This is a genomic window from Kiloniella sp. (assembly GCF_965205715.1).
Classification (GTDB): domain Bacteria; phylum Pseudomonadota; class Alphaproteobacteria; order Kiloniellales; family Kiloniellaceae; genus Kiloniella.
On the sequence record NZ_CBDBHW010000014.1, the window covers coordinates 1,532,428 to 1,554,037 of the forward strand.

Here is a 21,610-nt window from a genome sequence, read left to right on the forward strand (position 1 = left end):
CGCTGCCTTACGTCTCCTCGTTCATTAAATGATTTAGTCCGGAACTGACACATGCCTGCATTCAAAACAAATCATCTTTTCATCGGATTTGCTTTCGTTATCACGGCTTTATCCTTATCGCCGAAACACACTCAAGCATCAGATGAGACATTGGACCGGATCGCCGCAACAAATACCTTTGTGGTCGGTTATCGCGATGAAATGCCCCCGTTCTCATACCGCTCTCCAGAAGGAGAAATTGAAGGTTATTCTATTGATCTTTGTAAAGGCGTTCATACCGCGCTGAAACAAGAATTGGGCAAACCGGATCTCAAAATCGAATTTGTCGAAGTCACAGCAGAAAGCCGCTTTGATCTAATCCTCAACAAAAAAATCGATATCGTCTGTGGTACAACTTCATGGACCTTGGGGAGGCAGGCAAAAATGGGTTTCAGCCTGCAAACCTTTATTACCGGCGCTGAAATGCTGGTCAAAGATGACAGCAGAATTCGTAGCCTGAAAAGCCTTAGTGAAAAAAAGGCTGGTGTAATCCAGGGAACCCTTACCGCCGATACAATTAAAAAACGCATCGAACGCGATAAAATTGACATAAATCTTATCACCTACCAGCACCCCCACGAGGCGCTCAATGCCCTGGAAAGTGGAGAGATTGAGGCCTACATTGCCGATCGTGTCCTCTTAATCGGCTTACTGGACGAAGCAAATGCTCCCAACGACCTCAAGCTGGTAAACAGATTTTATACCTTTGATCCCTATGCGCTGATGTTTGCCCGCCAATCACTGGATTTCAAGCTCTTGGTCGACAGATACCTTGCAGGGATCTATCGCAGCGAAAAGGCCGTCGCGTTATTCGACAAATGGTTTTCGCACATGGGAGTTCGATCTAACGAAAACATCTTACGCGCCATGTACAAGTTACAGGGAATTCCAGAATAACTCAGGATATCCTTGAAGCCTGCCTTATATCAGGGGCTCCAGTATCGAAACATAACTGGCCACGGCTGCCCCCCCCATGTTGTAGATCCCAGCCATTTTTGGATTAGCCAATTGGATTTCAGGTGCGGCCGCCCCCGTAAGCTGCATCGCCGAAAGCACGTGCATGGACACACCTGTTGCCCCAACCGGATGTCCCTTGGCTTTCAGGCCACCTGACAAATTAACCGGAAGTTTGCCATCCGGATAAACCCAGCCCTCTTCAAGCGCCCGAAAACCTTGGCCTGGAGGTGTTAGGCCCATGGCTTCGTACTCGATCAATTCCGCAATTGTGAAACAGTCATGGGTTTCGACAAAGGACAGATCATCCAACGTTACACCAGCCTTTTGCAAAGCCTGCTGCCACGCCTTGGTACAGCCTTCAAAACGAATGATGTCGCGTTTGCTCATGGGCAGATAATCACTAACCTGGGTCGCGGCCTTAAACCGAACCGCCCGCTTCATGGTACGGGCCGTTTCTTCGTCAGCCAACACAATTGCGGCGGCTCCATCGGATACCAAAGAACAATCAGTACGTTTTAAATTACCAACCACGGACGGGTTTTTATCAGATAAAGTGCGACAAAAATCATATCCAAGGTCTTTACGAATTTGCGCCAATGGATTGTGTACGCCATTGGCATGGTTCTTCGCAGCAATACCTGCCAGTGCGTCCCCCTGATGCCCATGACGCTGATAATAAAGGTCGCAAATATGGGCAAAAACCCCTGCAAAACCACCTCTAATATCCCCCTCTTCCTTGAGATAAGCTGCTTTAAGAAGCGTGTTACCGATCTCTGGCCCAGGTAAGGCTGTCATTTTCTCGACCCCAACCACCAACACCATTCGTGCTTGCCCAGATTCAATCGCCCGCAGGCCATGGTGAATGGCAGCAGATCCTGTAGCGCAGGCATTTTCAACCCGAACAGCAGGTTTAAAGCGTAATCCTTCATCCGCCTGTAAGATCAGCGATGCTGGAAAACCTTGCGGGGAAAAACCTTCATTAAAAGTACCAAGCACGACCTCATCAACATCACTCGCGGAGAGTTGCGCATCTTCCAAGGCACCACGAGATACTTGAGTTATAAGGCTTTCAACATCTTCTTCTGTATGTTTACCAAAAGGCGTATGCGCCCAGCCTACGATACAAGCCGACATAATGATCTCCCGTGGTTTTGAATATTTTTATGATTTTTATTTATATTTTTTGTGAACGGATCCGTTCTATCGCCCACAGCCTATCACAATTTTCCTTGAAACCAAGAACCTTTGCTGCAACGCACCATCACTTAAATATGACATATTTCAAATTGCCATATACTAAAGCCACAGAACTTGAGCCAAGTTAAATAATTCTTATTAAAGTTGTGACAGCCTTGAATATGATAGAGTTGCCTCAAAAATAAATCACAAGATTAGACTCAAGTTTTTTTAACAATTCTTGAAATCTAATTAATGCTGGAATGGAGCAAAAGGCGTCGCCAAAGAATTTAACCTCGAATAAAAATGCCTCCGAAAATGGAGCCTCAACAAATGAGGTTGTTTCTTTACGCCCAATGCCTGAAGGGGGAACAGAAGGTGCTCCCACAACTAACGCATTTGCTATTTTTAATACCAATGGAAATCTCACAAATTACAGCGAAAACTTCAAAGATTATTTCCCCTCTATAGCCAACTTCATAGAAGTTGGCGCCAAATACCAGGTTCTCATACAAGAACTTGTACTGCGCGAAGGTGCGGATTTTTCGGTCACACAACGAGATGAATGGAGCCAGCGTCTTTATGCTCACAGGCAAGGAGAATTATCGACTCTTGATTTAACAGGGCTCGGTAAACTCAGGATATCAAGTACACGTTCTGAACTTCAAGATGGAACCCTGATTTTCTCTTTTGACAATTCTGCTGCTCTACCGACAACACTTAATGAAATAATGCACCTGAACCGACAGGTTCTCTCTGCCATAGACGATATTAATGAGGGCTTTGTCCTCTATGACCCCAACGGTAAAATGATTTACTGCAATGCCCGTCATAGAGAACTTTATCCAGAGGTAGCTCACCTCTTAGTGCCAGGATCTGATCGTTTTGAAGTCCTAGAGGTCTATTGGGAAAAGGTCGGACGGATAGCAAGTAAATTCGCCCATGGAACACGTAAAAACAACAGATCAAACATTCCTCGCGGAGATATTGAACGGCAACTTCCCAATGGACGATGGCTCAAAATCAGTGAAAAACCGACCCATGGTGGAGGGCTTGTTGCAGTAAGAACCGATATTACCGAACTCAAAGAAAACCAAACGACTTTATTCAGCGTGAATGAACGCCTGCTAGAACAAACCAAGGCATTAGAGATTGCTTCTTTAACCGCCCAAGAGTGTTCAGCGACAATAACCTTGGCCGGTTGCGACAACCACCTTGGCCGGTGGATCTGATCATTAAAAATGGCGTGCCCGTTTGATAATCAGATCCACCGGCCAAGGCTTAATTTGGTGTTAGTTACAAGCTGCTGTGAGTTGATAAATTAGGAACCTCTAGATGTAATTGGAGGAACCTGTTTGCCGTATAAATTTATCACAGATGAACAACTGAGACTTTACATGACAGATAGAAAAACTCATGGTCAACGAACCGCCGCTGCCCGCGCAGGGTTTAGCGAACGCACGGCCCGCCGATTTGACGTTGATGCGACTTTACCGTCACAACGCAATATAAAGCGAGGGCGAACAGTTTCTGATCCGCTTGAAGATATCTGGGATAAGGACATCCTTCCCATTTTGGATAAAGACAACTCGGTCAAACCCATTACTTTGTTGCGCCACATACAGAGCCTCTATCCGCTCCGTTTTCCCGATGACCGTGTCAAGCGCACGTTAGAGCGCCGAGTTCGGGGATGGCGGGCTCTGAATGGCCCTGAAAAGGATATCATTTTCAGGCAAACACCTGAGCCGGGTTACATGGGCCAATCAGATTTCACGGATGCAGCCGACTTAAGTATTACCATTGCAGGAGATCCTTTGGTGCATCGGCTCTATCATTTTGTTCTGGTATATAGCCGATGGGAACATGTTGGGGTCGTACTTGGCGGTGAGAGTTTTACAGCCCTTGCGGAGAACTTACAAAATGCGCTTTGGTCCTTGGGGGGCGCTCCTGAAAACCACCGGACCGACAGCCTGTCTGCGGCCTTTCGGAATTTGAGCGTTGAGGAAAAGGAGGACATTACCAAACGTTATTCTGCTTTTGTTGAGCACTACGGTATGGAGGCCAGTCGAAATAACAGAGGGGAATCACACGAGAACGGTGCCATTGAATCTCACCACGGTCACCTTAAGACTGCGATAAAGCAGGCCCTGATTTTGCGTGGCAGTAATGACTTTGACACTTTGGATGAGTATCGGCGATTTTTGGACGAGCTGATTGCTAGACGGAACAAACATCGTGACCAAGATATCCAAACAGAGTTGAAATCTCTCAAGGCGTTACCTCCTCGGCGAACAACAGATTACACTGAAGTCGTGTCGAGAGTTACCAAAACAAGTGGTTTTTTAGTTAAGCAGGTTTTTTATAGCGCCCCTTCTCGCCTAATTGGTCAACGCTTGCGTGTCCATATTTACGATAACCGGATAGAAGCCTATCTAGGCAGCACTCATGTCGTCAGCCATTCTCGTGAGCGGGGGCACGGCAAAGGCCCCCGCATTCATGTTATCAATTATCATCACGTCATTCATGCTCTCAAACGTAAACCTCAGGCACTCGCCAATTCTATTTATCGTGACAGTATTTTTCCAAGAACCGAGTACTCCCTGGCCTGGACATTGTTTCAGAAAAAGTTGTCCCGCAGAGATGCGTGTCGTCAGATGGTTGGGATACTTTTCCTTGCGCACGAAGAGGCTTGTGAGGCCGAAGTCGCGCACCTGATTTCGAGAGAAATCAATGCAGGAAGGCTACCTTGCGCAAAAAAACTTAAGCTGAATATCACAAAAAAGAACACGGATTTACCTCCTGATATTCCCGTGGTTCAACCTTCATTATCAGTCTTTGATACTCTGTTGGAGGATCGGGCATGACAAACATTGAAGTGGATCAGCACAAGCTGCCTCTTATGCTAACTGACTTACGATTACCCAGCTTTCACAAACACTGGCAAGATATCGCAATCCAATCCGACAAGGAGGGCTGGTCAGCAGCCAGGTTCCTTGCCGTTTTGGCCGAATATGAATTGGCCGAAAGGGACACGCGACGCATTCAACGCCATCTCAACGCATCAAACCTGCTGGGCGGAAAAACTCTGGCCACTTTTAACTTCAAGCGGCTGCCTAACGTGAAAAAGGCGCAGGTCGAAGCCTTGTCTGCCGGTGACTGGATTGACGCAAGAGCAAATCTGATTGCCATTGGAAATTCAGGGGGAGGAAAAACTCATCTCCTATGCGCCGTAGGTTATGCTCTTATAGAGGCTGGATACCGTGTGCTCTATACGCAAACCAGTGATCTGGTGCAAAAACTCCAGGCTGCCAGACGTGAACTTATGCTCGAAAACGCCCTCGCAAAACTCGATAAATTTGATCTCATCATTCTCGATGATATTACCTATGCACAAAGGGATATATCTGAAACATCCGTGCTCTTTGAATTGATCGCCAGACGATATGAGTACCGAAGTATTGCAATTGCTGCCAATCAACCTTTTAGCGGATGGGACAATATTTTTCAAGATAAGGCCATGACCGTTGCAGCAATCGATCGTCTTGTTCACCACTCAACCATTCTTGAGATGAATATCGACAGCTACAGACAATGGGAAGCCGCCCAAAATCTCAAAAAAATGTTGCGGAAAACCACAAACAAAAAGGTGAAAAATATGCCTGAAGCATCGTAAATAAACGTCAGATCACAGCCGCATCAAAAGCGGCCAAGGTGGTTGACGCAACCGGACAAAGTGGTTGACGCTCTACACAAGAGGCAACACAAGCCAAATCCAACTTTCTTTCTGCAATGAGTCATGAAATCCGCACACCTCTAAACGGTGTAATCGGAATGTCTCAACTGTTATCAGGATCAAAATTAGATGATGAACAGCAGACCAAACTAGATACCATAATTACATCAGGTCAAAACCTGCTTGAAATCATCAATAATATTCTTGATATGAGTAAAATTGAAGCAGGTAGTGTCGAATTAGAATTCACAACTTTTAACTTACATGGTTTTCTCGACACTACGATCTCTCCACTAATGACACTAGCTGACGAGCATAGCCTTAGCTTCGAATGTCACAAAAAAGACGATACTGACCTATTTATCAAGACGGACAGAACACGCCTCCGCCAAATATTAACAAACCTGCTAAGCAACGCGATCAAATTTACCCTAAGCGGTAGTATCACCCTCTCGCTAGAAGAATTAAGCAGTGAAGACCCACGTTGTACTGCTCTTGAATATCCCTTCAAAGATACTCCTAGCAAAGTATTCTCTTTTTCTGTCACAGATACAGGAACAGGTATATCCGAAGACCAACTGGAAACAATATTCACTCCTTTTACCCAAGAAGATAACTCCATTACCCGAAAATTTGGCGGCACAGGATTAGGTTTGTCTATCGTAAAGAGCCTCGTCGAAATGCTCGGCGGCACGATCTCCGTAACGAGCACGCTAAATTCTGGCAGTTGCTTTAACTTCATTCTCCCCTGTCCATTACCGAGTAGTGAAGAAATCAACGAAGTGAATACAGAAAACAGCTCCCTAGACATACTGAATTGCCCGTCACTCAATATACTCGTCGCCGAAGACAACATGGTCAATGCCATGATTGTGAAAGCCTTCATCGAGAAATTTGGCCACAAGGCCTACCTTGCTCAAAATGGTCTCCAGGCCATAAATGCCTTAAAGTACGAGGATATAGATCTGATTTTAATGGACGTCCATATGCCAAAAATGGACGGCCTGGAAGCCACGAAAAAGATAAGAAAAGGCGATTTCCAACCTGACATACCGATCATCGGCCTGACAGCAGAGGCCTTTAGCGATAGGCATAAACATTTTCGCAGCCTAGGTATGACCGATGTCCTCTCCAAACCATTTACCGAATATCAACTCAAAAATGCAATAATGAAATGCTTCAACTTAATAGATCAAGAAAGGCTTGAATCTAAAAAGGAAGAAACCACAATTTCTCTCAATAAATTTTCAGATGTTGACAGTTTAACCCCGTTTTCAAATACACTCGATACAGAAGAAAATACTTCTGTTGATAGATCTGAGGTACATAACAACGTGTCGATAATTATAAATGAAGAGCACCCTATTGGCTCTGAAAAAGAATTAGAAGAAATTCGCTCGCAAATCGGCGATGAAGTCCTCGCAGAGTTACTAGGAATGGCACCAGAAACCATTACTACTCACATGGGAAACCTACAGGCGGCTCTCGAAACACAAGACAGCGATGCAATCTATTTAGCCGCTCATACGATAATGGGGACTGCAGGTTCGATGTTTGCACCCCGACTGGCAGCTATCGCAAAAGAAATGGAGGGGTTGTCCAAGGATAACTCTGCTGCAGTAGCCCTCTTTCCAGCGCTGGAAAAAACCGGATCCGAAACCATTACCTGGTGGAAAGGCAAGATGGACTAGAACATACCGCCTGCAATTTAATTATTCAGTACGAACCTTGGCGCACTAATTTATCACCTTGAATTCTATCACAAAGAAAAGAAGCCACGCATTATTGCGTGGCTTCTCTATTTTATAATACCGGCTCACCCACTTTATTCAGCGGGTTGCAGGCTCTCACTTGTTTTAGCCCGAAGGTTATCGCGATAAAGCGCTTTTGCCAGAGAAACAACCATCAAGACCATCACCACGGTAAAGGGCAATGCCCCAATGATCATGGCATTTTGCAAGGCACCAAAAGGATTGGCCTCCGCACCGCTATTACCAGCAATGATCAAAGCACCGATAACGCTCGTCAATATCACACCCCAGATGATCCGGTGTTTGATACCTGTTTCCTGCTCGCCACCAGACATGATGGTGTTCATCACCAAAATTCCAGAGTCAGCAGAGGTAACCAGGAAGGTCATAATCAGGACCACACACATGATCGTTAGGCCCGAAAGGAACCCGCCGGAAATCATATGGCTGAGAGTTACGAACAATTTAGCGGTATTAGAAGCACCAGTGATTGTGCCTTCAGCAACACCACTTAACTCGAGATCAATCGCGGTACCGCCGAGGATGGTCATCCAAAGGAAGCAAACGATTGCAGGCGCAATCACACAACCAATAATGAACTCACGAACGGAACGACCCTTTGAAATTCGTGCCAGGAACAAACCAACGAAAGGTGAGAAAGCAATCCACCAGGCCCAATAGAACGTGGTCCAACCCGCTTGCCAGCCAAACTGACGGCCCTGTGTTCCAGCTTCATAAAGGGCAACCGCCAGCTGATCAGAATTTTCCAGAGCAATTACAGAAGCGGGTAAAGCTTCTTTGAAACCATCAAGTGAGCCCCAGGCATTGGTAGCACCGCTATAAATAGAGGCGATGTCTTCCGCAGGTAGAGACTTAGCAATCTCTGGAAGTACCGCATTAAACGCCTCTGCTGATTGTGGTCCATAAGCCCCAAATGACATTTGAGTGAAGTTCAGGATGTAATCAACCAGGCTGGAACCAAAGGTAGTCATGGCGAAAGCAAACGAACCAAAGACAACAAAGGTCAAAAGTAGAATGATTGACAATACAAGATTAAGATTTGAAAGATATTTAATCCCTTTGCCCACCCCAGATACGGCTGACAGGATTGACATTCCCATCACTACAATCAATGCCGCAAGCAGCCCAACTGTACTTGGTTTAGGAGCTTCAGCATCACCGTTCATCAACCACTGAAAATCCGTGACAGCATAGACGCCATCAACAAACTGACTAACGCCGAACCCAATAGTTACTGAAACACCCAAGATCGTAGCAACAACGCCGAGGACATCAACGACATGGCCAAGAGGACCGTTAATTGCCTTACCGAAAAGCGGTGTTAGGGCAGAACGGATGGTCAGGGGCATATCACGGGTATAGGCGTAATAAGCGAGACACAGACCAGTCGTTACATAAATTGCCCAGGCATGAAAGCCATAGTGAAGGAAAGTGTAGCGATAAGCAGCCCCTACAGCTTCTTCAGTTTTCCCAACTACATCGCCATCTAGGATGACAGGGTTTGAGCCCCAAAGACCGATAGGTTCCGCCGTTGCAAAAACCATCAGTCCGACACCGAGGCCTGCACCAAACATCATCGAGAACCAGGAGAAGTTGGAGAATTCAGGTTTCACCCCTGCGCCACCCAATACCTTTTTCCCCGTAGCAGGTAACAAGGCGATCACAAAGAGGAAGAATGCAAACCCACCCACTGCAATAATATAAAAGGTATTGAAGCTGTTCAACACACTGGAGTTAATAGATGATAACACACTGTTAGCATTTCCAGGCCAGGCCAGGGCCCAGATCACCAATAAGGTCATGCTAATCTTACTAATTAGGGCAATGGGGACACTATGTCCCTCATAAAATCCCGATGAAGCTTTCTTAATCTCAAGCTCCGTAAATGGTGGTTTTATTGACATGGTTACTCCCCGTTTTAGTTTTTCTTGTCGAGCCTTGTACGCTTTCTAGTTGATTTAAAATCCTCCAGATGCGACTTCACTTGTTTAAAAGAGACCTCATTGTGACTATCACGACCCCATTGCGCCAAAAGCGACGCCACGTCCTGAAATCCAATACGATGTCTGCCACTAAGTTTTTCGAACTTACACAAACTTACGCAACGCGTAAGTATTCACGCACAATTAAATTTCAGTCAAATTCATACTTTTTAAGTAAATTTCAATTTTTCTGAAGTAACTTTTAAACCGCAATACAACACTGACGGTATTTGATACGAATTTCCAAATCATTTTAACGCCTAAATCCCATGATTATTTGTCATGGGATTTAGTATGTTTGGCTTAAACCAAATCACTATTTAACGTTTAAATTTCCCATGAAGAATAGGAATTACAATCTCTCGATTGTACGGTTTCAATTTGACAGCGTTCAATTGAAACAGGCTTATCAAGCCTCTTGTCTTCCCTCCATACCCTCTCTCATAATCAGAACTCTTTTAAAAATCAGCGAGTAATCGTGAAGGGTATCCCTATGAAAATGCCATTTTCCTCAGAGCATTCTAGAGCAGGTTTTGAAAATAAGGACCTTTGCCGTATCAGAACGGTGACCGCCTTTTTGGTACTGGATAAAGATCGCGTGGCATGGAGCGATGAAATAGCAAAAGCTTCAACATTTTGCGGAGAACTTGCGGCAACCTTTTCAGAAAATGGCTATACAGTACAAACCATTAGAATTGTTACGAACCCATTTGGCGAATACCTGAATACTTCCTCCATTGAAGCAACCGAAGCTGATTTAGCTTACATCAGCGACATATTAAAAGCCGAACCCAAGACCGATCTAAGGATTAGGTTTGCCATAGGAGAGGCAAAAACCGCTCACGAAATAGCCCTCCTGCCGAGATTAATCCAGAGTTACGGAGACCTTTGCAATGCTTGCGTGAACATCGATCTCGACAAACATGGTGTCCTAAACAACGATCTCATCACTCATTCTGCTAAAGCTGTAAAAGAAATCAGTCGATTAACGCCAAGAGGCGAAGGAAATTTCAACTTCACGGTAAACTTCAACTGTGAACCTCTTATTCCTTACTTTCCTGCTGGTTACCATCAAAGAGAACGCGGTAACTGCTTTGTCGTTGGCTTGGAAACGCCTGATTTACTTGTTCATGCACTCAAAGTGTTCAATAAAACCCATCCGGAATTAGACCATAACACAGGCTTTAAGGGTTATTTTGATGCCATGAGCACGGGGCTTCAACATCACGTTTCTCAAATCCTATCCATTATCAATCATTTGGATGGGAGCGAAGGTTTTTCCTTTGCCGGCATTGATAGCTCGGCAGCCCCTTCAAAAGACTGTGCATCTTTGGCAGAGGTGTACGAACTTATGGGGGTGGAATACTTTGGTGCCGCAGGTACTGTGGAAGCCTCCTCTCTTCTGACCAGGGTCTTCAAATCGATACAAGGCGTCGATCTGGTTGGATTTTCAGGCTTAATGCTTGCCGTTACAGAAGATGAAGGCCTCGCAGAAGGTACTAGAAAATCAAATTTTGATATCCAATCCTTGTTAACCTTCAGTGCCGTTTGCGGAATTGGCCTTGATACCGTGCCCATTCCCGGAGACACCCCCCTTGAAAAAATCACCGCCATCATGCGCGATACAGGTACAATGGCCTTTCGCTTGAACAAGCCCCTCACTGTGCGGCTTTTTCCTGTGCCCGGATTGCATGCAGGTGACCTCACGGCTTTTGAAAGTGATGATCTCTGCAACTGCGCTGTTATGGCAGTGCCTTAAAAATTTTCCAGGGTTCTAAAGTAAGGCTAATGGGTAGATCCCGGGTTACCTGTTATCGAAGACTTATAACGGTAGAGACGTTCTTCAGGAAACGTTTCCCGCAGGACAGAGCCTAGGTGTTGCGCCTTTAACAACAATTTCCGAGTATCGTGGCCATCCAAAGTCAATACCGCTGCGGTTTGCATCGCAACAGCATTTTCAGTTCGCGCGGCTTGAACCAGCCAAAGAGCGTTTAGCTCTGTTGTACATATCTGCTGGCGGCAAGAAGGACAGCAGGAAACAATAAATTCGAAGGACGTTCTGCGGCTGTTTCGAATTGCCCGAATGAAACCACCAACCGCAGCTACTATCCATGCGCCGTCATAAAGACCAAACTCATCCTCACCCAGCTCAAACACCTTCTCCCACGCATGACTGGTTGGATCAGAATAGCTCTGACAATAAAGGCGTAACATTTCTAAAACCAAAAGTTCAGAAGGCATAAATGAGTAATTCTTCAAGGGAAAACTCGAGGTCTTTTGAGGCCATTTGGGCTGGCCATTTGTATTAAGGCAGGTCATTTGAATCTTTCAGGCTCATCACGGTCGATCCCATTTCCTTGCCAGAGGCAGAGACTTGGTCCGATATCTATTGGTAATGTCCTGGCGTATTTTTTTGCGCGTATTTTTTTGCGCGTATTATTTTATGCGCGTATCCGTTCTATTGCAGATCTACATATTAATAAGAAAAGCAACCAACTCAGTCAAGAACGATTCGCAACTAGCGTAATAAATATTTAAAAACAACTAGCTCCCCCCTACGGACCTCAGAGTGACCTCGGCTTTCTCGCGTTCTATTCGGGAATGGATTTGTTTATACCTAATGTAATATTAACCTTTAATTGGTATTTTTTCACCCTAAGAGTTAGGTAGTGGTGGGTATAAAATGGTAACGATTTCATTTCTTCATTCGGATTTAAATCCGTTTCTTTCTCTCAGAACATTACGGCCCTGTTCTAAACCCACAAACTGTGGGTAGGGATCAACAGTGTTCTCAGTTTACGACAATACCAACCCTCACTTGGCTAGTGTAGCGGATCGCGATGAAGGTTATTTTTCATGGCAATAAATCCCCCGACAACACCCATAACAATTCTTCTTGTCGATGATGATTTAGCTTTTGCAAAAACACTTATTTCTGCGCTCAAGCCCTTGGGCTATTCGGTATCTGTAGAGCAAAGCGCGGTTAAAGCCCTCCTGCATCAAGAGCAATCCCCAGCATCTTTGGTAATCGTCAACCACACCCTGCCCGATAGACCAGGCATTAGCCTTATTAAAGAGTTTCTATCTAAATACCCCGATTTACAGACCGTCTATATAACCTCTACCGAAACAGAGGTTCTGGCAGCAGAGGCCCTACGAGTTGGTGTCACTTGTTATATCAACAAAGACCCCCAGGACGTCTTCTTTAAGGTTCTGCCCGCGATTTTAGAGCGAACACTCAATCGAACCAAGGCCGTGGAACTACAAAAAGATCTCTCTGATAAGCTCAGAAAAAATCAACGGCGCCTATCTCAGGCAGTAGCGGTATCAGAACTCGGCTTTTGGGAATGGGATGATGTCTTGGACAGAGCGACTTATTATTCGCCGGAATTGCTCCAACTCTACGAAATGCACGAGAATGATCTTTGCCATGGCGCCTGGACCGTTCAAAAAGATCTAAAGCATGTACATCCCGATGATTTAAAAGAATATAACTATAAATCTCACTTTTACGATGGGACGACTGACCGTTATGAAGTCGAGTTTCGCATCTACAAAAAAGACGGCAGCATCGTCTACCTTCGGGAAATAGGCCAAGCAACCAGAAATGAAGCCAGTCAGATTGTTAGATCCTATGGCACAGTTCAGGATATTACCAAGACAAAACTAGCCGAAATCGATCTGAAAGAAGCCTTAAACGAAGCTGAAAAAGCCAATCGAACCAAAGCATCTTTTCTTGCAACAATGAGTCACGAACTTCGCACCCCCTTAAATGCGATACTGGGCTTTAGTGAGATCCTGGTTAGTCAAAGTTTTGGCCCCCTTGGTACAGAAAAGTATCTCGATTACGCAAAAGATATTCATAACTCAGGCACGAACTTGCTCTCTCTCATAAGCGATATTCTTGAAATATCGAATTTAGAGGCCGGAGACAAAAGCCTAATAAAGGAAACCGTTAACCTTACACGGCTTATCACCTCATGCCATAAATCGGTAAAACCATCATTCGACCAAGCAAACATCGCAGTTTCTCTCTCCCTTCCCAAAAGGCTCCCCCCCATTTTGGCCGACGAGCGTGCTTTGCAGCAAATCATCCTGAATCTATTATCAAATGCTGCAAAATTCACCCCGGAGAAAGGTCAGGTAAACATTGCACTCACCCAATCAAACGAGGCAATAACCCTGAGCGTCGAAGACAATGGCCCGGGGATTGACGATGACCATCTGGCAATCCTCCTAAAGCCTTTTACCCGACTGGAAAGCGATCCACATGTATCTCAAGATGGCATTGGCTTGGGATTATCAATTATCAAATCTCTGACTGAAGCCCACGGTGGACACTTAGAGATCGACAGTAAAGTCGGGAGAGGCACGACCTTTTATGTGCACTTGCCTTCTATGATAACTCCAATCAGTGGAGCGGCCTGAATACAGCAATATTGAGCACTCTTCAGAATTCACAACAAATTATCCCTACAAAAGTTAAATGACCCCCGGCAAAGCCGGGGGCTTAAGCGGGTGAGCCCCTTAAAGGGGCAAATTGGGAACCGCTAAAGCGGTTATGGATTGAATATATCCATTTGGTCAAAGTACTTATCACGCTCTTCTTGCGTTCTGATATACTCCCTCACCATCTGTTCATCGAGCCCTACAGTTGAGACGAAATATCCACGGGCCCAAAAATTTTCACCCTTGAAATTCCGTGCTTTATTTTTGAATTTTCGAGCTATGGCAATCGCGCTTTTTCCTTTTAGGTATCCAACGACTTTTGAAACAGCATGTTTGGGCGGTATGCTGATACACATGTGAATGTGATCCGGCATCAAATGGCCCTCCTCAATCTTACTTTCGCGATGCCCGGCCAGTTCATGGAAAATTTCACCAAGATACTGACGTAGGTTGCCATAGATAACTTTTTGCCTGCGTTTAGGGATGAAAACCACGTGGTATTTACAATCCCATCTCGTATGTGCAAGGCTTTTGTAATCTCTCATCGGCTAATTCCTTTGTTATTTTGGTCAATAAACAAAGAAATGTAAGACCGTGGGAACGGTCAAACCATTGAGAGTCCCCCGGCATAGCCGGGGGTTTACCGGATTAAATTAAGAATAATAGCCTAATCTAGAATTAAGACATGCGCTCGCCATAAAGCCAGAAATTCTAGCAACCAAAACAGGGAGTAATCGGGTAATGGACAACAAGCCTACATCGGCTTCAACCACAGCAACAAAAAAATCAAATTGGCCTGTAGTCAGGGATGTTAACGTTCGCATCATTCCTGAAATTTTATCAGCCGGATTTGCGGATTTCCTGGCGACGGCAAAGTACGGCCTCTTTTTTGGTAGCATATATGCTATCGGCGGTTGGCTTTTGATTATTTTACTCTTTGAACTCGGTCTACCTTATCTAGTGTACCCCTTGGCCATCGGTTTCGCCCTTATAGCCCCCTTTATTGCCTGTGGATTTTATTTCATTTCCCATCAATTAGAAGAAGACAATCCCCTGAGTTGGGGAAAAGCTTTTGGCGTCGTCAAATCCATGTTCAGCCGTGATCTCGGTTGGATGGCGCTCGTCACTGGCTTTTCGCTTTTCATATGGATCGACATGGCTGCGTTTATCACCCTTAGCTTCTTTGGGTTTAAACTCGTCGGCATCCCGGAATTGGTTACCCAGATACTAACAACCCCCAAAGGCGCCCTATTCCTTCTCGTTGGTAATACAGTGGGAGCGGTGATAGCCTTTATTGTTTTTTCATTCTCGGCCGTATCCTTTCCCATGCTTTATCATCGGGACGTCGACTTTGTTACCGCCATGGTTACATCCGTGCGCATGGTTATGAAGAACCCCGTCCCCATGGCTGTTTGGTGTGTAACAATCGCAAGCCTTATTGTTTTATCCCTCTTAACGGGCCTAGTTGGCCTGCTCATTGTTCTCCCCGTCCTAGGTCACGCAACATGGCATCTCTATCGCAAAGTAGTAGCTGACCCTACTAATTGATAGCATGGATTAGAGTAATGCTCTTTACAGAAACGAGAAGCAGGAAATTAAGCCAAAGCTCAAGGCAGGGGGCGATTATACATCTGCTTATCTTTTGTGCGTTGGTATAGGGAAGACTTAGGCACTTCTCCGCTTTGTTGAGTAGATTTAGGATTTCAAATAGAGCATAGATTGATTATCTGGAATGGATGATTGTCTAATTTTGAGTTTGAAGTATTCGGTATCCTTGATGCCTCTGGCTCGCTTACGGATCATTCCTATACTGACATTACCAGCCTCTATCCTGGCGCTTGTGAGCTTGTGTTTGGCGTAGTTGCAGATGCCCACACAATGTTTCCGTAGGGATTTCGCGAACTTTTTTAGATAGAGCATCTGTGACTGATCTGCTATCAGGCACCAACGTTCCAGTTGCTCCGCCATCGCCTCAAATGAAGCGGCACTCCACAGCAGCTGAAGCTGTTCTTTCAAGACGTAAAGTGCATTCAGGTTGCTATTGCTCTCCAGCAACCTTTGCAGCTTGTCACTTTGTTTTTCACTCAACTTATCCGCATTTTTGAGCAACAGATAATGTGTCCCTTTCATCAACTCTTTACCACTTGGATCGGCCTTTCTGAACTCAAGTCGACGCTGATTATGGATAGCTTTGCTGTAGTTTTTCATGACGTGGAAACGGTCAAATACTATGTCGGCCAACGGCAAGGACTCTCTGACAGCCTTTTGGTAGGCAGGCCCCATATCCATCGCTACGGCCTTTATTTTGCAGGCTGTATCTGGTTGCAGTTGTTTCAAAAACCTTGAAAAAACCTCGGCAGTTCGGCCTGCTTCAACCCAGATCAGATGACCGCCAACCATATCGTAGACCACCGTCATGTAGTCATGACCTTTCGCCCGGGCAACTTCATCTACACCAATATATTCCAAGCCAGTTAGCTCTGCAGGATCAAGCGTAGGGAGAGTTTCAATAAGGTATGCCCTGTCGATATTCTTGACCGTTTCCCATCGTATATCCAAATGTCTGGAAACCGCTTGAATAGACATATGCCGACATAATCCACTGATCAGTCGGCAAAATCGGTGAGTGAAACGGCACCCTTTATCAACAAAATCACACCCCTCAATGCGGCGTTCGCCCTTGTTAATATAAACCTGCGCCAGCTCAATCTCGACCACACAAGGATACCCAAAAAGGGGGATGTCGTTTACTTGTCGGCGGACATGCTGGTTGATGCTTACCTTCTGGCCTGTAGCAGGGTCTATAGCCCTCCTACGCGCGTCTCGGCTGCAGTGAATGACAATCTTAACACCGCCGTCATCCAGTTTAATTTCATTTACACGTTGCCCTTTGAGGCCTAAAATATGCTGCGAGATGTTGATTGTCATATACCTGCTCTATGTAAAGTTATCAGAAACCATACATATCAACAGGTTACTTGGCGGTCGGCATCTTTTTCTACTCAACAAAGCGGAGAAGAGCCAAGACTTAGAAAAATAAGTTATTTCCTCTATTATACCTTGAAACTTATGTAAAATTTTCTCCTTTAACACTGCGTTAACAGCAAGAGTCTAAACTCAAAAAATAATAAGGGGTATATAGTTGCTCGAACTTTATTCAGCAGGCAGACATGTATGAGGAATATTTTCTTATACTTATTAACGTTGTATGTTTGAGAAAAGTTGCCTTCCACCCCAGATAAAATAATAAATTGGGAATTTTTCTATGGGTATAGCTGCGACAGACGAGCGCCTTCATACTGAGCTCGATAATCTCATTCACTATGTCGAGAGATTACGTCAGGAACTCGCAAATATTACTCGAAAAAAAGGCGAGCGCTCCGATTTCGAGAACATGTCGGTTCAGCTTGACGCCCTAATCAAGAACACCGAAGAAGCTTCTTATGAAATCCTCAAATCCAGTGAGGATATCCTAGAAACTGTCGACAAATTACGTGAAGACAATAGCGAAGAAGACCGCAACAAACTCTGTGACCTCATTACATCTAGTGCCATGGGAACTCTTCAAGCCTGTAGCTTTCAAGACATCACTGGCCAGCGAGTGACGAAGATTTTACGCTCGGTACAGTTTGTCGAAGAGCGGGTTAATTCCATGGCAGAAATCTATGGAGAAGCCTCCATTACAACCCTTGGCCTTGAGATATCAGCCAATGAAGAACCCAGTGAAGAGGTTTGTATGGATGGTCCGGCAGTACATGCCGAAGAAGCAATTTCACAAGACGATATCGATGCCCTTTTTGACTAGGCCTCAACTAACCTGAAGACGCCCTGAAACCTGTGATGATGTTCCGGTCCTATCTGGAAAATCTGAATTCAATCTAAGGTTTCAAACCAAACTTCCTAATGTTATATCCTCGTTGAGCCAGACCTCAACACTGCACGTGTTTAATCTACTGACGAGGGCCAGACGTGACATTATTTATAACAGATCTTGATTTCACTTTACTCGACGCTGAGGGAAATTTTTCGCATAGATCTGCGGAGCGTTTGAACAATTTGATTTCAAACGGAATGAAATTTACTGTTGCAACCGCTCGTGCTGCCCCTTCTATTAGACACCTGATGTCCAAGGTAGAACTGCAACTCCCCGTCATAGAGTTAAACGGCGCAATCTTACGGGATCTGCAAAGTGGCCACATCCTGCAACACAGGGGCTTAAAGAAAGAAAAGGCGGCTCTCATCAACGATTGTTTTACAGAACTTGGCATTAGCCCCTATGTCTCTGCCCTCATCGGGGATGACAACTTGTTATATTACCCTCAGCTCAACAACCCTGGAATGCAATGGTTTTTCGATGAAAAAATTGCGCGATCAGATCCCCGGTTAACCCCTCGGCCAAAAGATCTCTTTAATCAAAAAATGTCATCCTGTTCAGTGAAGAGGGATGGAACTTTCGACAGTGTCCTGGCTTTTACCTATCTCGGCTCCAAAACTGAGATCGACAGCATATCAGAACTTGTTAGACAGGTGGCTCCTGAAGTCCTTATCATCACTTATCCCAACCATTATATTGGAGACTGGGAGATCGTCATATCTGCCGCAGATGCCAACAAAGGCAATGCAATTGATCACTTACTTAATTATCTAACCACTGATCTTGATATTACGATTAACAGAACGACAGCATTTGGCGACAGTTCCAATGATCTTGAGATGCTCAACACGGTCGATCACCCCATAGCTGTATCGAATGCCAGCCAGGAAATAAAGGCCAGCGCCAAAGAAATTATTGGCCATCATAATGACGGTGCAGTGATAGATTATCTGGAGAAATTACATCGGTAATATGCCGTCTAATCTATACAACTTCTCCTCATTGTCCTCGCGGTATAGATAACAATAGAAAAAGCTATAGCTCCAGGAAAAACCGATCGATCATCTCCTGATATATTCCTTCTTTTTTCATCATACCCAATTGATAATCGAATTGTGCCCGCAAATAATCTAAATTCCTCTTATTGGAAAACGCCAAATAAGTGAAGTTTGTTTGAACGGGTGGAGATAGCTCAACAATGGCCTCTTCGTTACCGAGCTGTTTGATAAGATAACGGTGAGCGTGACGTTAACCGCATCTGTTTGAGCTAATGAATAATGGTTATGCTTCATTTTTCTTTTGAATGGAGCGTTTAATGTCAGCAATTGAGAACGATTTATCGCGAACAGAATTCCATTGGCTTGAGCATGCGCGTTCGTGTGAGTTAAACGGGGTGGGCATGAAAGCTTATGCCGAGGCACACGATCTTGACCTGAAGGATTTTTATCATCAAAAGGGGGAGCTTGTTAAGCGGGGTCTTTTTGTTGTTTCTAGTCGAGATGAAAATTTACACAAGATTGTAAATGGTTCAGCTGATGGCCCAGGCTTATTGTATTGTCAGGTTTGCCTTCGTAACGGGCTAGAAGTCAAATGGCCTGTTTCGGGGAGAACATCGGATTTAACATCTATTGTAGATGCACTTGAAGGTCTGTGATGCGGCGGCCTTCAGATGCTTTGCCCGTCATTTATCTTTGCGCAAATCCCGTTGATTTTCGTCGCGGCATAAATGGTTTGTCGATGCTTGTTGACGACATCCTCAGCCTTGATCCATTCTCTGGCTACCTCTTTGTTTTTTCTAATCGTCTAAGCAACAAGGTCAAGTTACTTTACTGGGAGAAAAACGGATTTTGTTTGTGGCAAAAGAGCCTTGAAAAAGATCGGTTTCATTGGCCACGACACTTGAGCAAAGGAGCCCGTATAGAGCTCAGTGGTCGCCAATTGAACTGGTTGCTGGATGGTGTTGACCTCCGTCATGTGAAAGAGCATAAGCCTGTAAATTATTCGGAGATATATTAAATATTTACAGCACTTTATACTGTTTTGAAGAGTATAAATTTGGTATACTTCGGCTATGTCAAAAGCGCCCATTTCTTTCCCTGAAAGCCTTGAAGAATCACGTATTTTAATAGGTGGTCTTCATGCGCGTATTGATATTCTTGAAGAGCAAAACAGATTATTGCGTCATCAGCAGTTTGCCGCTTCCAGTGAGAAGACATCCCCGCAAGAGCAAGGTCTCTTGTTTGATGAAGCAGAGGAAGCGGCTGAGGACGACACAGGGGCAGAAGACGATGATAAAGAGATCAAAGTTCCAGCTCATACCCGTAAAAGGGGTGGACGCCGCTCTTTGTCAAAAGACTTGCCCCGTGTGCGGATTGAACACGATATCCCCGAAGAAGAAAAGATTTGCGCTTGCGGATGTGGTCTTATGGCCAGAATTGGGGAAGAAGTCACCGAACAATTGGATATAATTCCGGCTAAAATGCAGGTTCTTCAGCATGTGCGTTTCAAATACGCCTGTAAATCATGCGAAGAAGGCGTAACAATCGCGCCCTTGCCACCACAGCCCATCCCCAAAAGCATCGCTTCTGCTGGACTTCTTGCTTATGTGGTAACGGGAAAGTATGTGGATGGCCTGCCTCTCTATCGTATGGTACCTGTTCTGAACCGCTCCGGTGTGGAGTTTAACCGTACATTACTCTCGCGGTGGGTGATCAAATGTGGTGATCTTGTTCAGCCCCTGATTAATCTGTTTACCGACCATCTCCTAAACTACGATATCATTGCCATGGATGAGACTGGCGTTCAGGTCTTGAAAGAACCTGGGAAAAAACCTCAAAGCAAATCCTACATGTGGGGGCAAAAAGGAGGCCCTCCGGACCAGCCAGTGATCCTGTTCCACTACGATCCCTCCAGGGCGGAGGATGTGGCAAGGCGATTGTTGGAAGGTTACACTGGGTATCTTGTTAGTGATGGATATCAGGTCTATCTGAATGTGACATCCGACAGCACAATCATCGGCGTCGGATGCATGGCTCACGCCCGGCGTAAGTTCAATGATGTCATCAAGGCACGGAAGAAGTCCAAAAGGCGAAAACCCGGCCTTGCCGATCATGCCATGGAGGCCATCAGAGCTTTGTACCGCATTGAAAAGCTCGCAAAAAACATGAGCGATAACGAACGTCGGCTATTACGCAAGGAAAAGGCCAAACCAATCCTTAAAGACTTGAGAGAGTGGATTACCAAGGTCAAATCGTCGGTGCCGCCGACATCGTTACTTGGCAAGGCTTTGCACTACATTGATAAGCAGTGGCCTCGGCTCATTCGCTACCTTGATGATGGCCGCTTGCCAATTGATAACAATGAAATGGAGCGCGTAATTAAGCCGTTTGTAATAGGAAGGAAAAATTGGCTGTTCTCAAAATCCCAAAATGGTGCCAAGGCCAGTGCAAATCTTTACTCTATCGTCGAGACCGCCAAGGCTAACGGGATCGAGCCATATTCATATCTTCGACACATTTTTACCCAATTACCTAAAGCAAAAACCGTCGAAGACTTTGAAGCTCTGCTGCCCTGGAACGTCAACAGAAACAACGTAACACCTTACATCATGCAAAAATAGGTGCGGTTA

19 protein-coding genes and 1 pseudogene are annotated in these 21,610 nt (G+C 45.1%); 15 read left to right on the forward strand and 5 right to left on the reverse strand.

The genetic code is table 11. The annotated features are described in order from the left end of the window. Positions 1-51: 51 nt before the first annotated feature. Entirely contained in the window at positions 52-936 is an 885-nt protein-coding gene (locus ACOGW3_RS24435) for an amino acid ABC transporter substrate-binding protein (protein WP_419905328.1), read from the forward strand. Positions 937-960: 24 nt separating this feature from the next. On the opposite strand, the gene ACOGW3_RS24440 is transcribed toward ACOGW3_RS24435, so the two are convergent. After that, positions 961-2,130, reverse strand: coding sequence for an acetyl-CoA acetyltransferase (locus ACOGW3_RS24440; RefSeq protein ID WP_419905329.1), 1,170 nt, complete (start codon positions 2,128-2,130; stop codon positions 961-963). Between the two features lie 305 nt (positions 2,131-2,435). Here ACOGW3_RS24440 and ACOGW3_RS24445 point away from each other — a divergent pair, with 305 nt between their 5' ends. From ACOGW3_RS24445 to ACOGW3_RS24465, 5 genes and pseudogenes are all read left to right on the forward strand, one after another. Then, complete coding sequence (locus ACOGW3_RS24445; RefSeq protein WP_419905330.1) at positions 2,436-3,404, forward strand: PAS-domain containing protein; 969 nt, start codon at positions 2,436-2,438, stop codon at positions 3,402-3,404. A gap of 123 nt (positions 3,405-3,527) precedes the next feature. Continuing rightward, the gene (gene istA, locus ACOGW3_RS24450) at positions 3,528-5,036 is read left to right on the forward strand and encodes an IS21 family transposase (protein WP_419901087.1); all 1,509 of its coding nucleotides are present in this window, start codon (positions 3,528-3,530) and stop codon (positions 5,034-5,036) included. Beyond that, complete coding sequence (gene istB, locus ACOGW3_RS24455) at positions 5,033-5,845, forward strand: IS21-like element helper ATPase IstB (RefSeq protein ID WP_419901088.1); 813 nt, start codon at positions 5,033-5,035, stop codon at positions 5,843-5,845. The genes istA and istB overlap by 4 nt, the downstream gene beginning before the upstream one ends. Positions 5,846-5,949: 104 nt before the next feature. Beyond that, positions 5,950-7,062: pseudogene (locus ACOGW3_RS24460) on the forward strand (ATP-binding protein); the annotation flags it as partial. A 279-nt stretch (positions 7,063-7,341) separates the two neighbouring features. Beyond that, entirely contained in the window at positions 7,342-7,596 is a 255-nt protein-coding gene (locus tag ACOGW3_RS24465; protein ID WP_419905988.1) for an Hpt domain-containing protein, read from the forward strand. A gap of 134 nt (positions 7,597-7,730) precedes the next feature. Here ACOGW3_RS24465 and ACOGW3_RS24470 read toward each other — a convergent pair whose 3' ends face one another. Then, positions 7,731-9,581, reverse strand: a complete 1,851-nt coding sequence (locus ACOGW3_RS24470) for a BCCT family transporter (RefSeq protein WP_419905331.1) — start codon at positions 9,579-9,581, stop codon at positions 7,731-7,733. 571 nt (positions 9,582-10,152) lie between these two features. Between ACOGW3_RS24470 and ACOGW3_RS24475 the strand changes: the two genes are divergently transcribed. Next, the gene (locus ACOGW3_RS24475; RefSeq protein ID WP_419905332.1) at positions 10,153-11,418 is read left to right on the forward strand and encodes a DUF711 family protein; all 1,266 of its coding nucleotides are present in this window, start codon (positions 10,153-10,155) and stop codon (positions 11,416-11,418) included. Positions 11,419-11,444: 26 nt separating this feature from the next. Here the strand turns inward: ACOGW3_RS24475 and ACOGW3_RS24480 are convergent, their stop codons facing one another. Further along, a complete protein-coding gene (locus tag ACOGW3_RS24480) occupies positions 11,445-11,900 on the reverse strand; it encodes a hypothetical protein (protein ID WP_419905333.1) in 456 nt (151 codons plus the stop codon). A 615-nt stretch (positions 11,901-12,515) separates the two neighbouring features. Between ACOGW3_RS24480 and ACOGW3_RS24485 the strand changes: the two genes are divergently transcribed. Further along, positions 12,516-14,087, forward strand: a complete 1,572-nt coding sequence (locus ACOGW3_RS24485; protein WP_419905334.1) for an ATP-binding protein — start codon at positions 12,516-12,518, stop codon at positions 14,085-14,087. Between the two features lie 131 nt (positions 14,088-14,218). On the opposite strand, the gene tnpA is transcribed toward ACOGW3_RS24485, so the two are convergent. Beyond that, complete coding sequence (gene tnpA / locus ACOGW3_RS24490) at positions 14,219-14,653, reverse strand: IS200/IS605 family transposase (RefSeq protein ID WP_419901154.1); 435 nt, start codon at positions 14,651-14,653, stop codon at positions 14,219-14,221. 196 nt (positions 14,654-14,849) lie between these two features. On the opposite strand from tnpA, the gene ACOGW3_RS24495 reads away from it, so the two are divergent. Next, entirely contained in the window at positions 14,850-15,656 is an 807-nt protein-coding gene (locus ACOGW3_RS24495) for a DUF2189 domain-containing protein (protein ID WP_419905335.1), read from the forward strand. A 147-nt stretch (positions 15,657-15,803) separates the two neighbouring features. On the opposite strand, the gene ACOGW3_RS24500 is transcribed toward ACOGW3_RS24495, so the two are convergent. Further along, on the reverse strand, positions 15,804-17,036 hold the full coding sequence (locus ACOGW3_RS24500) for an ISL3 family transposase (RefSeq protein WP_419905336.1): 1,233 nt from the start codon (positions 17,034-17,036) through the stop codon (positions 15,804-15,806). Between ACOGW3_RS24500 and ACOGW3_RS24505 the strand changes: the two genes are divergently transcribed. The 6 genes from ACOGW3_RS24505 (at position 17,023) to tnpC (ending at position 21,601) form a co-directional block, all read left to right on the forward strand. Then, complete coding sequence (locus ACOGW3_RS24505) at positions 17,023-17,148, forward strand: hypothetical protein (RefSeq protein WP_419905337.1); 126 nt, start codon at positions 17,023-17,025, stop codon at positions 17,146-17,148. The two genes, ACOGW3_RS24500 and ACOGW3_RS24505, sit on opposite strands and share 14 nt — an antisense overlap. Positions 17,149-17,373: 225 nt before the next feature. Further along, positions 17,374-17,913 (forward strand): hypothetical protein, encoded by a 540-nt coding sequence (locus ACOGW3_RS24510; protein WP_419905338.1) that lies wholly within the window; start codon positions 17,374-17,376, stop codon positions 17,911-17,913. Between the two features lie 164 nt (positions 17,914-18,077). After that, positions 18,078-18,953 (forward strand): HAD hydrolase family protein, encoded by an 876-nt coding sequence (locus tag ACOGW3_RS24515; protein ID WP_419905339.1) that lies wholly within the window; start codon positions 18,078-18,080, stop codon positions 18,951-18,953. A 344-nt stretch (positions 18,954-19,297) separates the two neighbouring features. Then, positions 19,298-19,636: a hypothetical protein gene (locus tag ACOGW3_RS24520; protein ID WP_419901112.1), complete on the forward strand. Its 339-nt coding sequence runs from the start codon at positions 19,298-19,300 to the stop codon at positions 19,634-19,636. Next, complete coding sequence (tnpB, locus tag ACOGW3_RS24525) at positions 19,636-19,998, forward strand: IS66 family insertion sequence element accessory protein TnpB (RefSeq protein ID WP_419901111.1); 363 nt, start codon at positions 19,636-19,638, stop codon at positions 19,996-19,998. The genes ACOGW3_RS24520 and tnpB overlap by 1 nt, the downstream gene beginning before the upstream one ends. A gap of 55 nt (positions 19,999-20,053) precedes the next feature. Next, positions 20,054-21,601: an IS66 family transposase gene (gene tnpC / locus ACOGW3_RS24530; RefSeq protein WP_419901110.1), complete on the forward strand. Its 1,548-nt coding sequence runs from the start codon at positions 20,054-20,056 to the stop codon at positions 21,599-21,601. The last annotated feature ends 9 nt before the right edge of the window (positions 21,602-21,610 follow it).

What these genes read in the sequence shown, in the direction of transcription:
- ACOGW3_RS24435 (WP_419905328.1), top strand. Translation starts at nt 52, where the DNA reads ATGCCTGCATTCAAAACAAATCATCTTTTCATCGGATTTGCTTTCGTT.
- ACOGW3_RS24440 (WP_419905329.1), bottom strand. Translation starts at nt 2,130, where the DNA reads ATGTCGGCTTGTATCGTAGGCTGGGCGCATACGCCTTTTGGTAAACAT.
- ACOGW3_RS24445 (WP_419905330.1), top strand. Translation starts at nt 2,436, where the DNA reads ATGGAGCAAAAGGCGTCGCCAAAGAATTTAACCTCGAATAAAAATGCC.
- istB (WP_419901088.1), top strand. Translation starts at nt 5,033, where the DNA reads ATGACAAACATTGAAGTGGATCAGCACAAGCTGCCTCTTATGCTAACT.
- ACOGW3_RS24465 (WP_419905988.1), top strand. Translation starts at nt 7,342, where the DNA reads ATGGCACCAGAAACCATTACTACTCACATGGGAAACCTACAGGCGGCT.
- ACOGW3_RS24470 (WP_419905331.1), bottom strand. Translation starts at nt 9,581, where the DNA reads ATGTCAATAAAACCACCATTTACGGAGCTTGAGATTAAGAAAGCTTCA.
- ACOGW3_RS24475 (WP_419905332.1), top strand. Translation starts at nt 10,153, where the DNA reads ATGAAAATGCCATTTTCCTCAGAGCATTCTAGAGCAGGTTTTGAAAAT.
- ACOGW3_RS24480 (WP_419905333.1), bottom strand. Translation starts at nt 11,900, where the DNA reads ATGCCTTCTGAACTTTTGGTTTTAGAAATGTTACGCCTTTATTGTCAG.
- ACOGW3_RS24485 (WP_419905334.1), top strand. Translation starts at nt 12,516, where the DNA reads ATGGCAATAAATCCCCCGACAACACCCATAACAATTCTTCTTGTCGAT.
- tnpA (WP_419901154.1), bottom strand. Translation starts at nt 14,653, where the DNA reads ATGAGAGATTACAAAAGCCTTGCACATACGAGATGGGATTGTAAATAC.
- ACOGW3_RS24495 (WP_419905335.1), top strand. Translation starts at nt 14,850, where the DNA reads ATGGACAACAAGCCTACATCGGCTTCAACCACAGCAACAAAAAAATCA.
- ACOGW3_RS24505 (WP_419905337.1), top strand. Translation starts at nt 17,023, where the DNA reads ATGTTGATTGTCATATACCTGCTCTATGTAAAGTTATCAGAAACCATA.
- ACOGW3_RS24500 (WP_419905336.1), bottom strand. Translation starts at nt 17,036, where the DNA reads ATGACAATCAACATCTCGCAGCATATTTTAGGCCTCAAAGGGCAACGT.
- ACOGW3_RS24510 (WP_419905338.1), top strand. Translation starts at nt 17,374, where the DNA reads ATGGGTATAGCTGCGACAGACGAGCGCCTTCATACTGAGCTCGATAAT.
- ACOGW3_RS24520 (WP_419901112.1), top strand. Translation starts at nt 19,298, where the DNA reads ATGTCAGCAATTGAGAACGATTTATCGCGAACAGAATTCCATTGGCTT.
- tnpB (WP_419901111.1), top strand. Translation starts at nt 19,636, where the DNA reads ATGCGGCGGCCTTCAGATGCTTTGCCCGTCATTTATCTTTGCGCAAAT.
- tnpC (WP_419901110.1), top strand. Translation starts at nt 20,054, where the DNA reads ATGTCAAAAGCGCCCATTTCTTTCCCTGAAAGCCTTGAAGAATCACGT.